This window comes from Acidimicrobiales bacterium (assembly GCA_035546775.1).
In the GTDB taxonomy this organism is placed as follows: Bacteria; Actinomycetota; Acidimicrobiia; order Acidimicrobiales; family JACCXE01; genus JACCXE01.
This window is the reverse complement of sequence record DASZWD010000050.1, coordinates 30,396-47,282: the sequence shown is the minus strand read 5'-3', so window position 1 is coordinate 47,282 and position 16,887 is coordinate 30,396. Positions and strand designations below refer to the sequence as shown.

19 protein-coding genes are annotated in these 16,887 nt (G+C 69.2%); 13 read left to right on the top strand and 6 right to left on the bottom strand.

The annotated features are described in order from the left end of the window. Positions 1–144: 144 nt before the first annotated feature. Positions 145–540 (bottom strand): peptide-methionine (R)-S-oxide reductase MsrB, encoded by a 396-nt coding sequence (msrB, locus tag VHC63_12575; protein ID HVV37435.1) that lies wholly within the window; start codon positions 538–540, stop codon positions 145–147. Between the two features lie 44 nt (positions 541–584). On the opposite strand from msrB, the gene VHC63_12570 reads away from it, so the two are divergent. Then, positions 585–1,379: a phytanoyl-CoA dioxygenase family protein gene (locus tag VHC63_12570; protein ID HVV37434.1), complete on the top strand. Its 795-nt coding sequence runs from the start codon at positions 585–587 to the stop codon at positions 1,377–1,379. 4 nt (positions 1,380–1,383) lie between these two features. Here the strand turns inward: VHC63_12570 and VHC63_12565 are convergent, their stop codons facing one another. After that, positions 1,384–2,505: an amidohydrolase family protein gene (locus tag VHC63_12565; GenBank protein HVV37433.1), complete on the bottom strand. Its 1,122-nt coding sequence runs from the start codon at positions 2,503–2,505 to the stop codon at positions 1,384–1,386. Continuing rightward, positions 2,502–3,047, bottom strand: coding sequence for a DUF998 domain-containing protein (locus VHC63_12560; GenBank protein ID HVV37432.1), 546 nt, complete (start codon positions 3,045–3,047; stop codon positions 2,502–2,504). The genes VHC63_12565 and VHC63_12560 overlap by 4 nt, the downstream gene beginning before the upstream one ends. A 24-nt stretch (positions 3,048–3,071) precedes the next feature. Between VHC63_12560 and VHC63_12555 the strand changes: the two genes are divergently transcribed. Next, positions 3,072–3,968, top strand: coding sequence for a hydroxymethylglutaryl-CoA lyase (locus tag VHC63_12555; protein HVV37431.1), 897 nt, complete (start codon positions 3,072–3,074; stop codon positions 3,966–3,968). Between the two features lie 56 nt (positions 3,969–4,024). Here the strand turns inward: VHC63_12555 and VHC63_12550 are convergent, their stop codons facing one another. Beyond that, entirely contained in the window at positions 4,025–4,600 is a 576-nt protein-coding gene (locus VHC63_12550; GenBank protein HVV37430.1) for a VOC family protein, read from the bottom strand. A 24-nt stretch (positions 4,601–4,624) separates the two neighbouring features. Here VHC63_12550 and VHC63_12545 point away from each other — a divergent pair, with 24 nt between their 5' ends. From VHC63_12545 to VHC63_12500, 10 genes are all read left to right on the top strand, one after another. After that, positions 4,625–5,269 carry a carboxymuconolactone decarboxylase family protein gene (locus VHC63_12545; protein ID HVV37429.1) on the top strand — a complete coding sequence of 215 codons (645 nt, stop codon included), beginning with the start codon at positions 4,625–4,627 and terminating at the stop codon, positions 5,267–5,269. Positions 5,270–5,272: 3 nt separating this feature from the next. Next, positions 5,273–6,469 (top strand): CaiB/BaiF CoA-transferase family protein, encoded by a 1,197-nt coding sequence (locus tag VHC63_12540; GenBank protein ID HVV37428.1) that lies wholly within the window; start codon positions 5,273–5,275, stop codon positions 6,467–6,469. Next, a complete protein-coding gene (locus tag VHC63_12535) occupies positions 6,466–7,125 on the top strand; it encodes a GntR family transcriptional regulator (GenBank protein ID HVV37427.1) in 660 nt (219 codons plus the stop codon). Before VHC63_12540 ends, VHC63_12535 begins: the two co-directional genes overlap by 4 nt. Continuing rightward, positions 7,122–7,496: a nuclear transport factor 2 family protein gene (locus VHC63_12530; protein ID HVV37426.1), complete on the top strand. Its 375-nt coding sequence runs from the start codon at positions 7,122–7,124 to the stop codon at positions 7,494–7,496. Before VHC63_12535 ends, VHC63_12530 begins: the two co-directional genes overlap by 4 nt. Next, entirely contained in the window at positions 7,493–7,909 is a 417-nt protein-coding gene (locus VHC63_12525; GenBank protein HVV37425.1) for a nuclear transport factor 2 family protein, read from the top strand. Before VHC63_12530 ends, VHC63_12525 begins: the two co-directional genes overlap by 4 nt. After that, on the top strand, positions 7,902–8,306 hold the full coding sequence (locus VHC63_12520; protein ID HVV37424.1) for a nuclear transport factor 2 family protein: 405 nt from the start codon (positions 7,902–7,904) through the stop codon (positions 8,304–8,306). Before VHC63_12525 ends, VHC63_12520 begins: the two co-directional genes overlap by 8 nt. Beyond that, the gene (locus tag VHC63_12515; GenBank protein ID HVV37423.1) at positions 8,306–8,704 is read left to right on the top strand and encodes a VOC family protein; all 399 of its coding nucleotides are present in this window, start codon (positions 8,306–8,308) and stop codon (positions 8,702–8,704) included. Before VHC63_12520 ends, VHC63_12515 begins: the two co-directional genes overlap by 1 nt. Continuing rightward, on the top strand, positions 8,704–9,861 hold the full coding sequence (locus VHC63_12510; GenBank protein HVV37422.1) for a hypothetical protein: 1,158 nt from the start codon (positions 8,704–8,706) through the stop codon (positions 9,859–9,861). The genes VHC63_12515 and VHC63_12510 overlap by 1 nt, the downstream gene beginning before the upstream one ends. A 76-nt stretch (positions 9,862–9,937) precedes the next feature. Further along, positions 9,938–11,800 carry a calcium-binding protein gene (locus VHC63_12505; GenBank protein ID HVV37421.1) on the top strand — a complete coding sequence of 621 codons (1,863 nt, stop codon included), beginning with the start codon at positions 9,938–9,940 and terminating at the stop codon, positions 11,798–11,800. Between the two features lie 95 nt (positions 11,801–11,895). Beyond that, positions 11,896–13,542, top strand: coding sequence for an amidohydrolase family protein (locus tag VHC63_12500; protein ID HVV37420.1), 1,647 nt, complete (start codon positions 11,896–11,898; stop codon positions 13,540–13,542). Here VHC63_12500 and VHC63_12495 read toward each other — a convergent pair. Continuing rightward, positions 13,520–14,674, bottom strand: coding sequence for an NUDIX domain-containing protein (locus tag VHC63_12495; GenBank protein ID HVV37419.1), 1,155 nt, complete (start codon positions 14,672–14,674; stop codon positions 13,520–13,522). The genes VHC63_12500 and VHC63_12495 overlap by 23 nt on opposite strands. Before the next feature lie 137 nt (positions 14,675–14,811). Here VHC63_12495 and VHC63_12490 point away from each other — a divergent pair, with 137 nt between their 5' ends. Then, on the top strand, positions 14,812–16,290 hold the full coding sequence (locus VHC63_12490; protein HVV37418.1) for a multicopper oxidase domain-containing protein: 1,479 nt from the start codon (positions 14,812–14,814) through the stop codon (positions 16,288–16,290). A 19-nt stretch (positions 16,291–16,309) separates the two neighbouring features. Here the strand turns inward: VHC63_12490 and VHC63_12485 are convergent, their stop codons facing one another. After that, positions 16,310–16,882: a TMEM175 family protein gene (locus VHC63_12485; protein ID HVV37417.1), complete on the bottom strand. Its 573-nt coding sequence runs from the start codon at positions 16,880–16,882 to the stop codon at positions 16,310–16,312. Between the last annotated feature and the right edge of the window lie 5 nt (positions 16,883–16,887).

Sequence of the window (16,887 nt, the reverse complement as noted above, 5' to 3'; positions counted from 1 at the left end):
CGGAGATCCGCGTCGTCGACATCGTCGGTCTCGACAAGCAGGCCGACGGCGGCACGCACGTGTCGTCGACTGATCAGGTCGGCCGGATACGCGTCGTCAAGACCGAGTCGAAGGGCAAGGGCAACAAGCGGATCCGCATCGAGGTCATCGACGCTTGAGGTCGAGCGAGCACGAGTTGATGCAGTAGCGCTGACCGGTCGGCGCCGGCCCGTCACCGAAGACGTGACCGAGGTGGCCGCCGCAACGCTTGCAGCGCACTTCGGTGCGCGTCATGAACAGGCTGCGGTCACGATGCAGCGACACGGCCTCGGCCACCGCGGGCTCGGTGAAGCTCGGCCAGCCGGTGCCTGAGTCGAACTTGGTGTCGGAGGCGAACAGCGGGGCGTCGCACGCGGCGCAGTGGTACATGCCGTCGTCGTGGCAGTCCCAGTACTCGCCGCTGAACGCACGCTCGGTGCCGGCCTTGCGCAGCACGTTGTACTGCGCCGGCGTCAACTCGGCGCGCCACTCGGCGTCGGACTTGGTGACTTCGGTATCCATGCTCGTTTCGTCTCCCACCGGGGGTGCACCGTTACGCTCGCCGGGTGATCGACGTAGCGGCATTCCAGCGCGACGGGTACGTCATCGCGCCGCAGCTGTTCAGCGCCGACGAGGTCGAGTGCTTCCGCGCCGCGCTGGCCCGCGTCGAAGCGGGGGAGTACCGGACCGGCCGGCGCCCGACGCTCGACCTGCCGATCCCGCCCGACCCCAGTGCGCTGCGCAAGATCGACAACGCGTGGTGGGCCGACCCCGATCTGGCGTCGCTCGCCACCGACAAACGCCTCGGTGAGATCGCCGCCGCGTTGCTCGACACGCCGACGGTGCGGCTGTGGCAGGACCAGCTGCTCGACAAGCCGCCGACGGGTGTGGATACGGGGAACATCGGCTGGCACCAGGACTGGGATTCGTGGAAGACCGTCGCGTCGCGCGACGCGTTCGTGACGGCGTGGGTGGCCCTCGACGACGTCGACGAGGTGAACGGCGCCATGCAGGTGATCCCCGGGAGTCACGCGTGGGGTCACGTGCCCGGCGCCAGCAACTTCCTCGGCACCGACGTCGACGCCCAGCTGGCGCGCCTCGGTGGTGAGCCGCGCCACCTGTGCATGCGCGCCGGCGAGGCGAGCTTCCACCATGTACTGACGTTCCACGGCAGCGGACCGAACAAGAGCAAGCGACCGCGCCGCTCGCTCGCCGTGCACCTCGTCGCCGGCGACGTCACCGCCATCGACGAGGGCGAGGGTTGGCGCCACTACAACCTCGGGTTGCTCCAGAGCCGCGGCCGCGGTGTGGGCGACGCCTACGCCGACGACGAGCTATGGCCCGTCGTGTTCCGCGCCTAACGCGTCAAACGACGCGCTCGCCGCGTAGCCACACGCCGCGCACTTCGGTGAGCGCCGCGCCGGTGGCGAGGACGTCGGCGTCGTAGCCCGGCGCCAGCCGTCCCTTCCGGTCACCGAGGCCGATGACGTCCGCTGACTTCGACGTCATCGCTTGCAGTGCCCGCTCCGGCGTCATGCCGATGCCAAGCAAGGTGTCGTACGCGTAGGGCAGCACGTCGTGCGGCTTCGGCGGGCCGATGCCGGCGTCGGTTCCGACGACCGCGGTGCCGCCGTTGTGCACGAAGAACCGGAAGGCGTCGAGCATCGTCTCGAAGTTCGCCTTGATCACCGGTGGTGGTTCGCCCCCCGGCAGCTGACCGAGGGTGACCGACACCGGGATGCCGGCGGCGATGATCGCGTGCAGCAGCGTCTCGTCGGGCTCCGACCCACCGCTTTCGGTGAAGAAGGTGCAGTGCTCGATCGTGTCCACACCGACTTCGACGGCCGACGCGATGCCTCCGACCCCGTGGCAGTGGGCGGCGACGGGGAGCCCGACGTCGTGGGCGGCGGCGACGACGGCGCGCAGTTGGTCGGTGGTGAATTGCGACCTCCACATGGGATACGTCGGCGTCAGCGCGCCGCCCGTCACCATGATCTTCACGACGTCGCAGCCGCGCGCCCGGCGCTCGCCCACGGCGGCGACGAGCGCGTCGGTGTCGCCGCACTCGCCGCCGAGAAACCAGCAGTGACCCTGTTCCGGCGTGAGCGGCGGCCCAGCGGCGAGGATCGTCGGGAGCGTCGCGTCGTCGCGTAGACCCACCGTGACGTAGTTGCGATCACCGAGGTCGCGGATGGTCGTGATGCCGGCGCGCAGGGCGCGCTGGGCGTTGGCGCGGGCGCGCTCGCGCAACTCGTCGTCCGACACGCCGGCCACTTGCTCTTCGAGCGTGCCCTGGGCGTTGAACACGAGGTGCTGATGCGAGTCGATCAAGCCGGGAGTGAGCAGCGCGTCGCCGAGGTCGACCACGTCGACGCCCGCGGGTACGGACTCGCCGACGTCGGTGATGACGTTGCCGTCGACGACCACGACGGCGTTGTCGAGGAACCGGTCGCCGTCGAAGGCGCGGGCGGCGCGCAGAGCAATCACGGTTGACTCCTTCCCTGGAGGATGCTGAGGGCGGTGGCGACGATCCAGGCGTCGCCGAGGGTGAGGCCGCTGCGCTGGAACAGTCCGGTGTGCGACTCGTCGACGATGCTGAGCACCAACGCGGCGGCGATAACGGCCGACAGCGCTTTGCCGCCGCGCCGGCCGTGCACCGCCGGCATGGCGGCGAGGGTGGCGTAGCCGGTGAAGGCCGAAGCGGCGTGGCCGAAGCTGCCGCCGAAGCCTTCGAGCGGAAACGCGGCGACGCCGATCGTCGCCGCCGCGTTGACTGCCGCGAGGGCGGCGACGCGTCGCGACAGGTGGTCGCGCGCGCTGAGCGCGTACAACGCCAAGCCGACGGAGAACGCCAGGAAGCCGGCGGTCATCGGCGCCCGCGTCGACGACCCGATCGCGGCGAGCCGGCTGATCGGATCGTGCAGCGGGTTGTAGTGCTTGAGCCGCGTGCCGAGCACGCCCCACGCACCGATGAACGCCGCCGGCCCGGCGACGCCGCCGATCGCCGCGAGTCGAGTCGGGCGGTGCACGGGCGCAACTGTATGGTCGGTCGCATGGTGGTGCTCCGCGACGTGACGCTGCGCGACGGCTTGCAGGACGAGGCACCCGTCAGCACGCAGGCCAAGCTCGAGCTGTTCGAAGCCCTCGTCGCCGCCGGCATCCGTGATCTCGAACTGACATCGTTCGTGCGGCCCGACCGCGTCCCGGCGATGGCCGACGCCGAAGAGATGGTCGCGGCGACCGCCGGGTCGCCCGTCACCCGCTGGGGACTCGTGCTCAACGAGCGGGGCGCGCAGCGGGCGCTCGCCGCCGGCCTCCGGCACCTGCAGTGGGTGATCTCGGTGTCGGAGGCGCACCAGCGCGAGAACGCCGGTCAGTCCGTCGCCGAGGGCCTCGCCGGTCTCGCGCGGGTCGTGGCGTTGGCCGACGCCGACGGCGCCGTCGTCGAGTTGACGCTCGCCACTGCGTTTGGCTGCCCGTTCACCGGTCCCGTCCCGCTGGACGACGTCGTGCGCGTGGCCGAGGCCGCCGTCGCCGCCGGCGTGAAGGCACTCGGCCTTGCCGACACCATCGGCACCGCCGTGCCCACCGAGATCGGCCCGGCGGTGACGCGCGTCGCCGCGCTGGGTCTGCCCGTCGGCATCCATCTCCACGACACGCGGGGCCTGGCCATCACCAACGCGTTGCGCGCCATCGAGGCGGGCGTCGAGCGCGTCGACGGCAGCGTCGGCGGGTTGGGTGGTTGCCCGTTCGCCCCCGGAGCGTCGGGCAACCTGGCGCTCGAAGACCTGGCGCACGCTCTCGACGCCATGGGCGTCGAGACGGGCGTCGACGTCGCCGGCATGGTCGAGGCGGCGCGCGTCGCCTGCCGCATCACGGGCCGGTCAGTGCAGAGCCACGTCGGCGTCGCCGGCCCCCGCTTCGCCGGCACCCCGTATGCCACCTCCTGAAACTTGTGTTCTGTGGCACACGAATCGTGTGCCACAGAACACAAGTTCGCGAGGGGTTAGGCGTCGACGGGGGTTTGGGCGGTGGCGGGGGCGTGCTTGACGTCGGACTCGTCGAAGGTCTTGGTCCAGCAGGCGAACTCGAGCTTCGTGCCGTTCGGGTCGTTGAAGTAGATCGAGCGCACGAACACGTCTCCGTCGTCGGTGGCCGGGTCGTAGTTCTCCTTGTGGCCGCCGTCGAGCGAGTCGCAGTGGTTGATCGTCATCGTGACTTCGACGCCCTTGTCGATCAGCTTCTGGCGGTAGGCGTCGAACTTTTCGGGGTCGACGTCGAAGGCGAGGTGGTTCATCGTGCCGATGGCGGTGATGCCGAAGCGGTTCTGGATCGACACGCCGCGCTCGGGTTCGGGCGCGTGCTCACCGAAGTAGAAGAACGCGATCCCGTCGACGCCGTTGCCCATGTCCATGAAGAAGTGCTGGCCGTGGCCGCCCGGTAGCTCGAGGGTCTTGACGAGCTTCATACCGAGCACGTCCTCGTACCACTCGACGGTTTCCTTCATGTCGCGGGCGACGAGGGCGAGATGGTTGAAGCCCCGGAGCTCGAATTCGGCGTTCGTGAACTGGGTACCGGCCATGAGGGCAATGTATACAATCCGCCGATGCCGCGGCTAGGACAGATCCCGAAATCGGACGACAACCCGAAGATTGTGCGCAGGATGTACAAGATCCTGTTCGGCGATCGCGACCCGGTCGCCGAGCCCGGCACCGCCACCGGCACCCCCGGCGACTGGTGGACGGTGTGGGCCAACTCGCCTGACGTGCTCGAACACGCGGTGGCCGGCTTCGCCCTTTACGCCAGCCCCGACCGCAAGATCAGCCCGCAGTTGCGTGAGCTCGGACAGACCCGCGGGGGCTGGGTCGTCGGCAGCCAATTCGTGTTCTCGCAGCACTGCAAGAGCTGCCGCGCCCTCGGCTTCTCCGAGGAGAAGATCGAGGCGATCAAGCATTGGCAGGTCAGCGATCAGTTCGACGAGCTCGAGCGCGCCCTGCTCGCCTACACCGACGCCCTCGTGCTCGCCCACGGCCGCGTCGCCGACGGCGTGTTCGCGGTGCTGAAGGAACACCTCAGCGACGAGCAGATCATGGAGTTCACCTACATCACGATGACCTACGTGCTGCACGCCGTGATGTCGGTGGCGTTGCGCACCGAGTACGACGAGCGCGAGGACCCGATCGTCGAGATCGCCGCGCCCGAGGGCTACGGCGCGGCCGACATCGGCCGCATGACCACGACGGGCGAGTAGCGGTTGACGGCTGGTCCCCTCGACGGCGTCCGCGTCCTCGAACTCGGTAACTTCATCGCGGGTCCGTTCGCCGGCCAGTTGCTCGGCGACTACGGCGCCGATGTCATCAAGGTCGAGTCGCCGGGCGACGGCGACCCGATGCGACGCTGGGGTGTCACCCGCGACGGCGACTCGCTGTGGTGGCCGAGCATCGGTCGCAACAAGCGCTCGATCGTGTTGGACATGCGGCAGGACGCGGCGCGCCAGATCGCCGTCGACCTCGCCAGCCACGTCGACGTGGTGGTCGAGAACTTCCGCACCGGCCAGCTCGACAAGTGGGGAATGGACTACGAGTCGCTGAGCGCGCGCAACCCGAAATTGATCCTCGTGCACGTGAGCGGGTTCGGCCAGACCGGTCCGCTGGCCAACAACGCCGGGTTCGGCAGCATCGGCGAGGCGATGGGGGGCGTGCGCTACACGACCGGCAGCCCCGACCGGCCGCCGGCGCGCACCGGCATCTCGCTGGGCGACGCGCTGGCGTCGGTCTTCGCCGTGATCGGCACGCTGGCGGCGCTCGTACGGGCGAAGGACACAGGCAAGGGCCAAGAGGTGGACGTCGCCATCTACGAAGCGGTCGCGGCGCTGATGGAGTCGACCATGGCCGATTACGAACTCGGCGGCGTCATTCGCACGCGCACCGGCAGCATCCTGCCCGGCGTCGCTCCAGCCAACGCGTACCCGACCGCCGACGGCGCCGAGGTCGCGGTCGCCGGTAACGCCGATGCCGTGTTCACCCGTTTGTGCGACGCCATGGGCCAGCCCGAGTTGGCGACGGACGAACGCTTCTCGTCGCATCACGCCCGCGGCGCCCACCTCGAAGAGATCGACGCCATCGTCGGCGCCTGGACCTCCACGCTGTCGTGCGAAGACGTGCTGGCCGTGCTCGAACGCCACGGCGTACCCGCCGGGCGCATCTTCACCGCGCCCGACATGCTCACCGACCCGCAGTACCTCGCCCGCGACATGGTGCGCCGCATCACCTCGTCACAGGGCTGGGAAGTGCCGGTCACCGGGGTGGTGCCCCGCTTCACCGAGACGCCCGGCACCATCCGCCACGCCGGCCCAACGCTCGGCGCGCACACCGACGAGGTGCTGCACGAGTTGCTCGGCCTCGACGCCGACGCCATCGCGTCGTTAAGGGCGCAGGGGGCGATCCAGTGACGGCCTACGACGCGGTGCGCGCCGCCATCGTCGAGAACCGCTACCCGCCGGGGCAGCGACTCGTCGAGCAGCGCATCGCCGAGGAACTCGGGCTGTCGCGCACGCCGGTGCGCGAGGCGCTGCGCCTGCTCGAGGCCGAAGGGCTCGTCGTCAGCGAGCGCAACCGCGGCGCCATGGTGCGCCGCCTGTCGGCCACCGAAGTCGCCGACCTCTACGGGCTGCGCATCAAGCTCGAGTCCTACGCCGTCGAGGTGGCCACCGAACGCGCCACCGAGGAGGCGTTGGGCGCCCTCGTCGCCGCCGCCGACGCCTTCGGCGAGGTGTGCCGCACGGTCGACGTCGACTCCGTCGCCGGCGTGCGGGCGTTGCACGAGGCGAACCGCCGGTTTCACGACACGATCATCGACGCGGCGCGCCACCGCCGCCTCGAGTCGATGCTGGCGCGCACCGTCGACATCCCGCTGGTGTTCCGCGCTTTCCAGTCTTTCGGCGCGGCGGAGATCGAGCGCTCCGACACGTTCCATCACCTCATCGCCGACGCGATGTGTCGCCGCGACGCCACCCGCGCCGCCGCGCTGATGGGCGAGCACATCGCGCAGGGCCGCGACGCGGTGCTGGACGCGCTGGCGGTGAGCGAAGGTGAAGCGCTCGAATGACGCGTGACTCGTTCCTGCGCAAGCTGTGCAACGACTTCTTCGACGCCCTCGAACGCGGTGATGTGGCCGCCGTCGCCGAGTTCTACGCGCCCGGCATGACGATGTGGGTCAACACCACGGGCGACACGATGACGCGCGAGGAGAACCTCGCCGTCCTCGAGCAGGGCAAGGGTCTCCTGCGACGCCGCCTCTACAACGACCGCACGATCAACACCTTCGACGACGGCTTCGTCGTGCAGTACACGTGCCACGTCGTGGCCAAGAACGGGACGCAGATCCCGCTGTCGTCGTGCCTCGTCGCCGAAGTCCACGACGACAAGATCAACAAGCTGTACGAGTACATGGACACCGGAAGGCTGGCGCGCGCATGAACGAGTACGAGATCCGTGACCTGTGCAACGAGTTCTTCGACGCCTACCAGGACGGGCGGGTCGAAACGCTGCGGCGCATCATGAGCGACGACTGCATCGTGTGGCACAACGTCTTCGGCAAGGAGACGACGCGCGACGAGAACCTCGCCGCGTATCCCGACAGTTATGCCGGCCAGCGCCGCCGCACCTACAACGACCGTCAGATCAACTGCTTCGAGGATGGTTTCGTCATCCAGCACTCGCTCAACGGCACGATGCACACCGGTCACCAGGGATCGATGCCGATCTGCATCGTCGGGCGGGTGCGCGACGGCCAGATCACGCGCATCGACGAGTACATGGACACCACGAAGTTCGCCGCCTGGATGGGCCAAGAGACGGGCCGCGAGAGGGGACTTGCCGCCGATGCGTAAGGACTGGCAGACGCTCGAGTTGTGCGACCGCTTCTTCGACGCGCTCGAGCGACGCGACTACGACACGGTCGAGAGTTGCTACGCGCCCGAGATCGTGGTCTGGCACAGCCACGATCAGCTGTACGAAACGCGCGAGTCGAACCTGGCCATGCTCAAACGCGGCATGCAGACGAATCCGAAGACGCGTTACAAGAACCGGCGCGTGCGGGTGTTCGAAGGTGGCTTCGTGCAGCAGCACACGATCTATGTCACCTACGAGAGCGGCTTCGTCGGGCAGATGGACGTGTGCTTCGTCGGCTACGTGCGCGACGGCAAACTCAGCCGCATCTACGAGTACTTCGACACCGGCCAGATCGGGAAGTTCCTCCCGCCGCGAGACAAGAAAGCAGGCAGCTAATGGCGCATCACATCGACATCGGCATCGTCGTGAAGGACCCGGACGCCTGCGTCCCGTTCTACCGCGACGTGCTCGGCCTCAAGTTCCTCTTCGACTTCGACCTGCCGACGGGCTCGCACATGTGGCAGTTCGCCGTGGGCGAGTGCGTGGTGAAGCTGGTGAAGCACAAGGAGACGCCGAGTGCGGCCAACCCGCCGGGCGGCTCGGCCGGCGGGACGGGTCTGCGCTACTGGACGATGGGCGTCGACGACATCGATCTCGCCATCGCACCCGCCGTCGAGGCCGGTTCGCCTGTCCCATTGCCCGTTACGCAACTTATGCCGGGAATTCGTATCGCCATGATCGAGGATCCCGAAGGAAACGTGGTCGAGCTTCTCGAACAACAACGAGCCGGCTAATGAGCGATTCGGGGGGACCGCCCGTAGCCGGACTCGTCGAGCGAGTAGCGGCGCTGTTGCCGATGATCGCCTCGAAGTCATTCGAGGCGGAGGCGCAGCGCCGCCCGCTCGACGAAGTGATCGAGGCGCTGAAGGAGACCGGCGTGTTCCGCTCCTTCGTGCCGAAACGCTACGGCGGCTACGAGATCGACATGGCGACGTACCTCGACATCGGCATCGCCGTCGCCACCGCCGACCCGTCGATGGGGTGGATCACCACCTTCTACATGGAGCACAACTGGCTCATCACCATGTTCGCCGAGGAGCTCCAGGACGAGATCTTCGGGCGCCGGCCCTACGTGCTCGCGCCCGGCAGCGTGAACCCGTCGGGCCGCGCCACGGCCAACGACGACGGCACGTTCACGTTGACGGGTCAGTGGAGTTTCGGCACCGGCATCTGTCACGCCGATTGGGCGTTGCTCAGCGGCAAGATCGAAGGCGACGCGACGGAGATGGCGCGCAACTTCCTCGTGCCCGTCGGCGAGGTCGAGGTGAAGGACACGTGGCACGTCGACGGCATGGCCGCCACCGGTAGCCGCGACATCGTGGCGAACGCGGTGACGGTGCCGGCGCGGCGCGTGTCGCTCATGCCGCCGCCCCACGTGCTGGCCAAGCCGGGCGATCCGTATTTGTTGCGGATCCCGATCCCGCCGTTTCTGTCCATCACCGCGGCCATGCCGGCGGTGGGTGCGGCCAAGCGCGCCCTCGAACTGTTCGAGCAGCGGCTGTTCGACCGCGTCATGTTCGGGACGCGCAAGACCCAGTCGGCGCGCGTGCCCACGCAGGTGCGATTGGCCAACCTGCGCGTCGAAGTCGACCACGCCGAGACGCTGCTGCGCGCCGCCGGCGACCGCATCCAGGCGCACGCGGACGGTGTCATCGACCTCGACCAGGTGGCGCAGCTCGAGTTGCGTCTCGGCATCGCCCACATCGTGCGGCGCTGCCGCGACATCGTGCGTGACGTCATGCAGTCGAGCGGCGCGTCGGCGCACTACCTCGACAACGAGCTGCAGCGGCTGCACCGCGACATCCACATGATCTGTGCCCACACCGTCTTCGACGTCGACCTCGTCGCCGAGGGGGTCGGGCGCGCCCTGGTCGCCCAGCACGAAAACTGACCCTTGCGCGGCTGTGCGTCGCGTGGTGAGGTAGCCGAGCCACTCCCCGTCATTCCTTTCTGACCGGGAGTTCTCCATGTCTTCGCAGCAGTTCCGGCGCGTGGCGCTGGCCGGCGCCATCACGGCGCTTCTCGTCGCGTGCCTGCCCAACGGCACGCCCAAAGTGGCGGCGGCCACCGCGTGTCCCAGCACCATCTCGTTCGGCACGACCGTGGCGTGCTCACTCGCCGCGAAGGGCGAGGTCGACGGCTTCGCCCTGAGAGCGTCGGCGGGCGACGTCGCCTACGTGCACGCCACCGGTGCCGCCGGGTCGGGCCTCGAGATGGACCTCGACGTACGCGACGCTGCGGGCAAGACGGTGTGCTCGGCTACCGCCGGGCCGAGCACCGAAGCCGTCTGCCGCTTGGCCTCTGCCGGTCGTTACACCGTGTCGGTGTTCGACTCGGGCAGCGACGACGTCGGCGGCTACCGCCTCGAGGCCCAGCGCGTCAATCGACCCGTCGGTGGGTTGGCGTTGGCCATGGCGCGGCCGCGGCAGGGTCTCATCGCCGTCGCCGGCGAGAACGACTGGTACACGTTCTCCGGTGCCGCCAACGCCCTTATGGTGGCGCGGGCAACCGTCGTCGGCACCTCCGTCATGGAGGCCGACCTCGACGTGTTCGCGCCCAACGGCGACGTCGTGTGCGCCACCCGCGCCGGCGTCACCGCGCAAGCCACGTGCACGCTGCCCAGCACGGCGAGCTACACGCTGCGCGTCGACGACTCTGCCGACGACGACACGGGTGCGTACGCGGTGACGATCCGTCCTGAGTGCACGATCAACGGGACGAGCGGTGCCGACACCATCACCGGCACGCAGGGCCCCGACGTCATCTGCGCCCTCGGCGGCAACGACAAGGTCGCGGGCGGCGCCGGCGACGACATCATCATCGGGGGAACGGGCGACGACGTACTCGACGGTGGCGCTGGGGCCGACGTGTTCCTCTCCGACCGCGTGGCCGACGGGGCCGACACGATCACCGGTGGCACGGCTACCGACGTGTTGTCCTATGCCGAACGGTCGGCGCCGATCTCGGTCGACGCCGACGTGCAGGCCGACGACGGCGCGGCCGACGAACACGACGACGTGCGCGCCGATGTCGAGACCATCCTCGGCGGTGCGGGCAACGACCACCTGGTCGGTAGCTCGCTCAAGAACATCCTCGTGGGCGGCTTCGGCGACGACGCGCTCGACGGCGGCAGCGGGGACGACACCTTCGTCGCCAACCCTGACCTCGACGGCGCCGACTCGTTCGTGGGTGGCGCCGGGCGCGACCTCGTCACGTGGTCCGAGCGCACCGCGCCCATCTCGGCGGACCCTGACGGCACCGCGGACGACGGAGCCACGGGTGAGCGCGACAACGTCGGCACTGACGTCGAGATGCTCACCGGTGGCCTCGGCAACGACACGCTGACCGGGGGCGCGGGCGACAACGTCATCAGCGGTGGTTCCGGCGATGACGTCATCGACGGGGGCGCCGGCAACGACGTCCTCTCGGGCGACGCCGGCGCCGACACCTTCGTCGTGCACGCGGCCGACGGCGCCGACACCATCGCCGGTGGCACCGCCGTCGACTCGATCAGCTACGCGGGCCGGGCCGCGCCCGTCTCCGTCACGCTCGACGGCGTGGCGAACGACGGCGAGGCCAACGAGCACGACAACGTGAAGGCCGACGTCGAGAACGTGACCGGCGGGTCGGGCGGCGACACCCTCACGGGCAGCCCGGCGGCGAACCGGCTCGACGGCGGCGCCGGCAACGACACGCTGCACGGCGGCGCGGGCAACGACACGCTCATCGGCGGTGCGGGCTACGACACCCTCGACGGCGGCGACGGCATCGACCGCTGCGACCCCGGCGCCGACGGCGCCCAGGTCACCTACTGCGACCAGGCGGCCTGACCATCCTCTTCCGATCCTCCTCCGAACTGGGCGTGCCAGCTCGTGCTGCGCACGAGCGGGCGCGCCCAGAACGGGGTTGGGAGTAGAACGGTCGCATGGACCGACTGGTGATTCGTGGGGGAACGGTGGTCGACGGGACGGGCGCGCCGGGCTACGCCGCCGACGTTGCCGTCGAGGCTGACCGCATCGTCGAGATCGGACCGAACCTGTCGGGCGACGACACGCTCGACGCGTTGGGCTGCGTCGTCGCGCCCGGATTCGTCGACATCCACACGCACTACGACGCGCAGGTGTTCTGGGACCCGGCGCTCACGCCGTCGAGCTTCCACGGCGTCACCACCGTCGTCGCCGGCAACTGCGGCTTCAGCCTCTCGCCGACGCGACCCGTCGACCGCGACCTCGTCGGGCGCACGATGGAGAAGGTCGAGGACATGGACCCGGAGTGCCTAGCGGAGGGCATCCCGTGGGACGAGTTCGAGACGTTCCCGCAGTATCTCGACTGTGTGCGCCGCCGCGGCAGTGCCCTCAACTTCGCCGCTTACATCGGCCACACGCCGGTGCGGCTCTACGTGATGCGCGAGGACGCGTCGGATCGCGCCGCCAAGCCCGACGAGATCGCCGAGATGGTCGGCCTCGTCGAAGAGGCGATGGACGCTGGCGCGGCGGGCTTCGCCACCAGCCGCGCCATCACCCACCTCGGCGCCGACGGCCGACCGATCCCGAGCCGCGTCGCCGAGCGCGAGGAGCTCGAGGCGTTGTTCGGCGCCGTCGGTCGCAGCGGCCGCGGCGTCGTGGCTGTCAACGGCGGCGAAGGCTTCGGCTTCACCGACTGCTACAAGGTGCAGCCGCAGATCGGCGCGCCCATCACGTACACCGCGCTGCTCACGTTCCCGGGCGGCGGCCATATGAAGGCGGTCGACATCCATCGGCGGAACCGCGAGCAGGGCGCCGACGTGTGGCCCCAGGTGAGCTGCCGCCCGCTGTCGTTCTCGATGACGATGGTCGAGCCCTTCACCCTCAACACCAACCCGGTGTTCGCCCAGCTGTCGGGGGCGTCGCTCGACGACCGCCGCGCCGCCTTCGCCAACCCGGCGTGGCGCGACCAGGTCAACGCCGCGTGGACGCTGCCGCCGCGGTGGCAGACCTTCGAGATCATGGAGTCGGCCAAACACCCCGAGCTCGTGGGGCGCACCGTCACCGACATCGCCGCCGCCCGCGGCGCCGAGCCGCTCGACGTCCTGCTCGACCTCGCCGTCGACGACCTCGAAGGGCTCCGGGTCAAGACGATCATCGCCAACGACGACGAGGAGGGCATCAGCGTCCTACTCAACGAGCCGGGCTGCGCCCTCGGGCTCTCCGACGCCGGCGCCCACGTCGGCCAGCTGTGCGACGCGCCCCTGCCCACCGACCTGCTCGGCCCCTGGGTCCGCGACAGACAAGTGATGTCGCTGGAGAAGGCGGTGCACAAGCTCACGCAGGAACCGGCGAACCTGTTCGGCTTCGCGGGTCGCGGCGTGCTGCAACCCGGTGCCTACGCCGACATCGTCGTGTTCGACCCGGCGACGGTTGGGCCGGGTCCGCTGCGCCGTGTCCGCGACTTCCCGGCCGACACGGCGCGCCTGACCGCGGATGCCCCCACCGGCATGCGCCACCTGCTGGTCAACGGCACGGCGACGCGCATCGACGAAGCACAACGCGCGGTGCGCGCCGGGCGCGTCGTCAGCCCGAGCCGGCGCGGCTGACCAGCGCGTCGAGCAGCGGCACCTGCCCGCCGAGGAGTTTCACTCGGGCGACCTCGATCGTGGCCCACATCGCCCGGTCGACTTCGGGGAATGACTGCCGGCGGCCCGAGCGCGGCGGCCACTCCATCTCGAACTCATTGCTGGTGATGGCGCTGACCTCCGCGTCGCCCGCCACCGCGAACGCGTGCACCCGCTTGCCGCCCGCCTGGAGCACCTCGCCGAGGTCGACGACGTCGCCGGCAGGAGGTGGTTGACCGAGCTCTTCGGCGAACTCGCGCCGCGCGACTGTGAGCGGGTCCTCGCCGTCGACGTACTCGCCCTTCGGCAACGACCACGCCCCGTCGTCCTTCTTGGCCCAGTACGGGCCGCCCGGATGCACGATCAGCACCTCGAGTTCCTCGCCCGTCCGGCGGTAAACGAGCAGCGCCGCGCTCTGCTTGGCCATGTGGTGAGTTTCGCCGACGGTCGCAGCATTGGGCGCGGGAGGTGGCGGCGCGCCAGTTTGCGTCGTAACGACGCGGCAGCCCGCCCGATAGGGGTCACGGGCGTCGAAGGCGGAGATGTCGATGCCACCAATCGCCTGCGCCATGCCCTCGATGAGTCCGAGATGAAGTCGGCACACGACGTCGCTTGCCTCGGCCGCGGCGTCTGCCAGCGGGCATGTTCGCAACACGACGTTGGCGCCGCCGTCCTCGCGTTGGACGACGACGGGGTCGAAGCCACCGCGTCGCAGTTGCGCGGCCAGGGCGTCCACCGGTGTGTCGGTTGTCGGCGACGCCGTTGCCGCGCCCGCGGCGCGGCCGACGGCCTCGGGGGATTCCCCGCGGCTGACGACGCGTGCGAGCAGGGTCGCGGTGCGCCGGTAGGGGTCTTCGTTCGCTCCGGCGGCCGGCCGGTACACGAGGCGCGGGCGCCCGCGCGCGTGGCGTTCCTCCTGTGCCTCGGTGACGAGTCCGGCGCGGACGAGGAGGGCGAGGTGCTTGCGCACCGCGTTCTGCGTGAGCCGTAATGCGCCGGCGAGTTCGGCCACAGTCACGTCGCCGGAAGCGGCGTCGACGATGCGCACGATTTCGCGGCGCGTCGTGTGGCCCAGCGCACGGGCTTGGTCCTCGCTGAGACGCGCAACGGTCATCACCCGTGACGGTACGGATATTTCCACCTTGTGGTGGAGATAAGGGTCGTTTGGCCCGCCACCTGGGACCTGCGGCCCCTACCTCGCCGCGGGGCGGCAACCGACGATGGCTATACGAACGAACGAGGAGGCCCTCGATGACGCAGACCGCACTTCCGCCGCGCCGCGACGGAAACAACGGCGCCGGCAACAGCACCGGCACCGGCAACGCCCCGGAGGTCGAAACCCAACTCCGCGCGCTCCGAGACGAGATCGACCACGGGCGCGACGTGCAAGGCGCGTGGATGCTGTTCACGATCGGCCTCGCCGTCATGGCGATGCTCGTCGCGCTGGTCGCGGGTTACGCGGCGATCCGGCATACGACGGGTCGCGCGTCGGCACCCTCGACGGGCACTTCGTCGCAGTCGTTGCCGGCCACCGCGAAGGTGAAGCTCAGCGAGTTCGCCCTCACGCCGAACACCGTCACGGTCGCCGAAGGCGCCACCCTTACGGTGACCAACGGCGGCACCGTCGAGCACAACCTCGCCATCAAGGGTCAGACGGCGGCCACCGCCATGCTGAAGCCCGGCGACTCGGCCAAGCTGTCACTCGCGGGCCTGGCGCCCGGGATGTACACGATGTTCTGCGCCGTTCCCGGTCACGAGGCCGCCGGCATGACCGCCATGCTGCACGTCGGCAACGTGGCGACCGCCACGGCGACAAAGGGATCCGCCGCCAAGGACGCCACCATCGATTTCAACGCCATGCCCAAGGCGAACTGGCACGCGTTCGACCCGACGTTGCAGCCGAGTGACGGCGGCTCGGTTCACGACGTCACGTTCCACACCACCGACAAGCTGATGGAAGTGGCGCCGGGCGTGAAGCAGCTGATGTGGACGTTCAACGATCAGGTTCCCGGCCCGACGCTGCGCGGCAAGGTCGGCGACGTGTTCAACGTGACGCTGGTGAACGACGGCACGATGGGCCACTCGATCGACTTCCACGCCTCGAAGGTTTCGCCGAGCGTCCAGATGCGCACGATCAATCCGGGTGAGTCGCTCGTGTACCAGTTCAAGGCCGGCTACGCCGGCATCTTCATGTACCACTGCGGCACCGCCCCCGCGCTGCACCACATCGGCAACGGCATGTACGGCGCCGTCATCATCGACCCACCGGCGCTCGACCCCGTCGACCACGAGTACGTCATGGTGCAGTCCGAGCTCTACCTCGGTCCGCAGGGTCAGCCGGGCGACCTGGCGAAGATGCAGGCGGTCAAGCCGGACGCCGTGGTCTTCAACGGCTACGTGAATCAGTACAAGTTTTCGCCGATCAAGGTCAACGCCGGCGATCGCGTGCGGGTGTGGGTCCTCGACGCCGGACCGTCGGAGAACTCGTCGTTCCACATCGTGGGCACGATCTTCGACACCGTCTACAAGGAAGGCGACTACACGTTGCGCCCGGGTCCGGGTCACGGCGGTTCGCAGGCGCTCGACCTCCAGCCGGCCCAGGGCGGCTTCGTCGAGTTCACCCTCGACGACGACGGCAGCTATCCGATGGTGACGCACAAGTTCGCCAACGTCATGAAGGGCGCGCTCGGGCTATTCCAAGTCGGCGACGCCGCTCCGATGAGTCACTGAGGTAACGACGCGAACGCCGTCAAACGAACTGGCGCTCGAGGCGCCGATCGGGGATCAGCCAGATCAGCGCCACGGTGACGTACAGCGCCACCGCGATCCAATGGTTCACGAACGCCAGTGGAATCGCCGACGCGTACAGCACGGGCGACGCCTTGCCCTTGAGGTCGCGCCCGAGTGCGGCGGCGAGGACCGAGTCGTGTCCGTCGACGCGCACGATCATCGTCTGCAGCAAGTAGTAGGCGAGGGCCGCACCGAGGGCGACGACGCCGTAGACGGCGGCCGGCGTGCGGGCGAAGTGGTTCTCGCCCATCCACTCCGTCACGAACGGGAACAGCGACAGCCAGAACAGCAGATGCAGGTTGGCCCACAGGATGCCGCCGCTCACGTGCGTCGTCGCGTGCAACAGGTGGTGGTGGTTGTTCCAGTAGATGCCGAGGTACACGAAGCTCAACACGTAGCTGAAGAACACCGGTACGAGCGGGCGCAGGGCGTGGAGGTCCTGGCCCTTCGGCACGTGCAGTTCCAGCACCATGATCGTGATCAGGATCGCGATCACGCCGTCGCTGAACGCTTCCATCCGCCCCTTGTGCACGCCGC

What these genes read in the sequence shown, in the direction of transcription:
- VHC63_12510 (HVV37422.1), top strand. Translation starts at nt 8,704, where the DNA reads ATGAGCGATTCGGGGGGACCGCCCGTAGCCGGACTCGTCGAGCGAGTA.
- VHC63_12550 (HVV37430.1), bottom strand. Translation starts at nt 4,600, where the DNA reads ATGGCCGGTACCCAGTTCACGAACGCCGAATTCGAGCTCCGGGGCTTC.
- VHC63_12500 (HVV37420.1), top strand. Translation starts at nt 11,896, where the DNA reads ATGGACCGACTGGTGATTCGTGGGGGAACGGTGGTCGACGGGACGGGC.
- VHC63_12545 (HVV37429.1), top strand. Translation starts at nt 4,625, where the DNA reads ATGCCGCGGCTAGGACAGATCCCGAAATCGGACGACAACCCGAAGATT.
- VHC63_12555 (HVV37431.1), top strand. Translation starts at nt 3,072, where the DNA reads ATGGTGGTGCTCCGCGACGTGACGCTGCGCGACGGCTTGCAGGACGAG.
- VHC63_12495 (HVV37419.1), bottom strand. Translation starts at nt 14,674, where the DNA reads ATGACCGTTGCGCGTCTCAGCGAGGACCAAGCCCGTGCGCTGGGCCAC.
- VHC63_12515 (HVV37423.1), top strand. Translation starts at nt 8,306, where the DNA reads ATGGCGCATCACATCGACATCGGCATCGTCGTGAAGGACCCGGACGCC.
- VHC63_12505 (HVV37421.1), top strand. Translation starts at nt 9,938, where the DNA reads ATGTCTTCGCAGCAGTTCCGGCGCGTGGCGCTGGCCGGCGCCATCACG.
- VHC63_12525 (HVV37425.1), top strand. Translation starts at nt 7,493, where the DNA reads ATGAACGAGTACGAGATCCGTGACCTGTGCAACGAGTTCTTCGACGCC.
- VHC63_12520 (HVV37424.1), top strand. Translation starts at nt 7,902, where the DNA reads ATGCGTAAGGACTGGCAGACGCTCGAGTTGTGCGACCGCTTCTTCGAC.
- VHC63_12490 (HVV37418.1), top strand. Translation starts at nt 14,812, where the DNA reads ATGACGCAGACCGCACTTCCGCCGCGCCGCGACGGAAACAACGGCGCC.
- VHC63_12530 (HVV37426.1), top strand. Translation starts at nt 7,122, where the DNA reads ATGACGCGTGACTCGTTCCTGCGCAAGCTGTGCAACGACTTCTTCGAC.
- msrB (HVV37435.1), bottom strand. Translation starts at nt 540, where the DNA reads ATGGATACCGAAGTCACCAAGTCCGACGCCGAGTGGCGCGCCGAGTTG.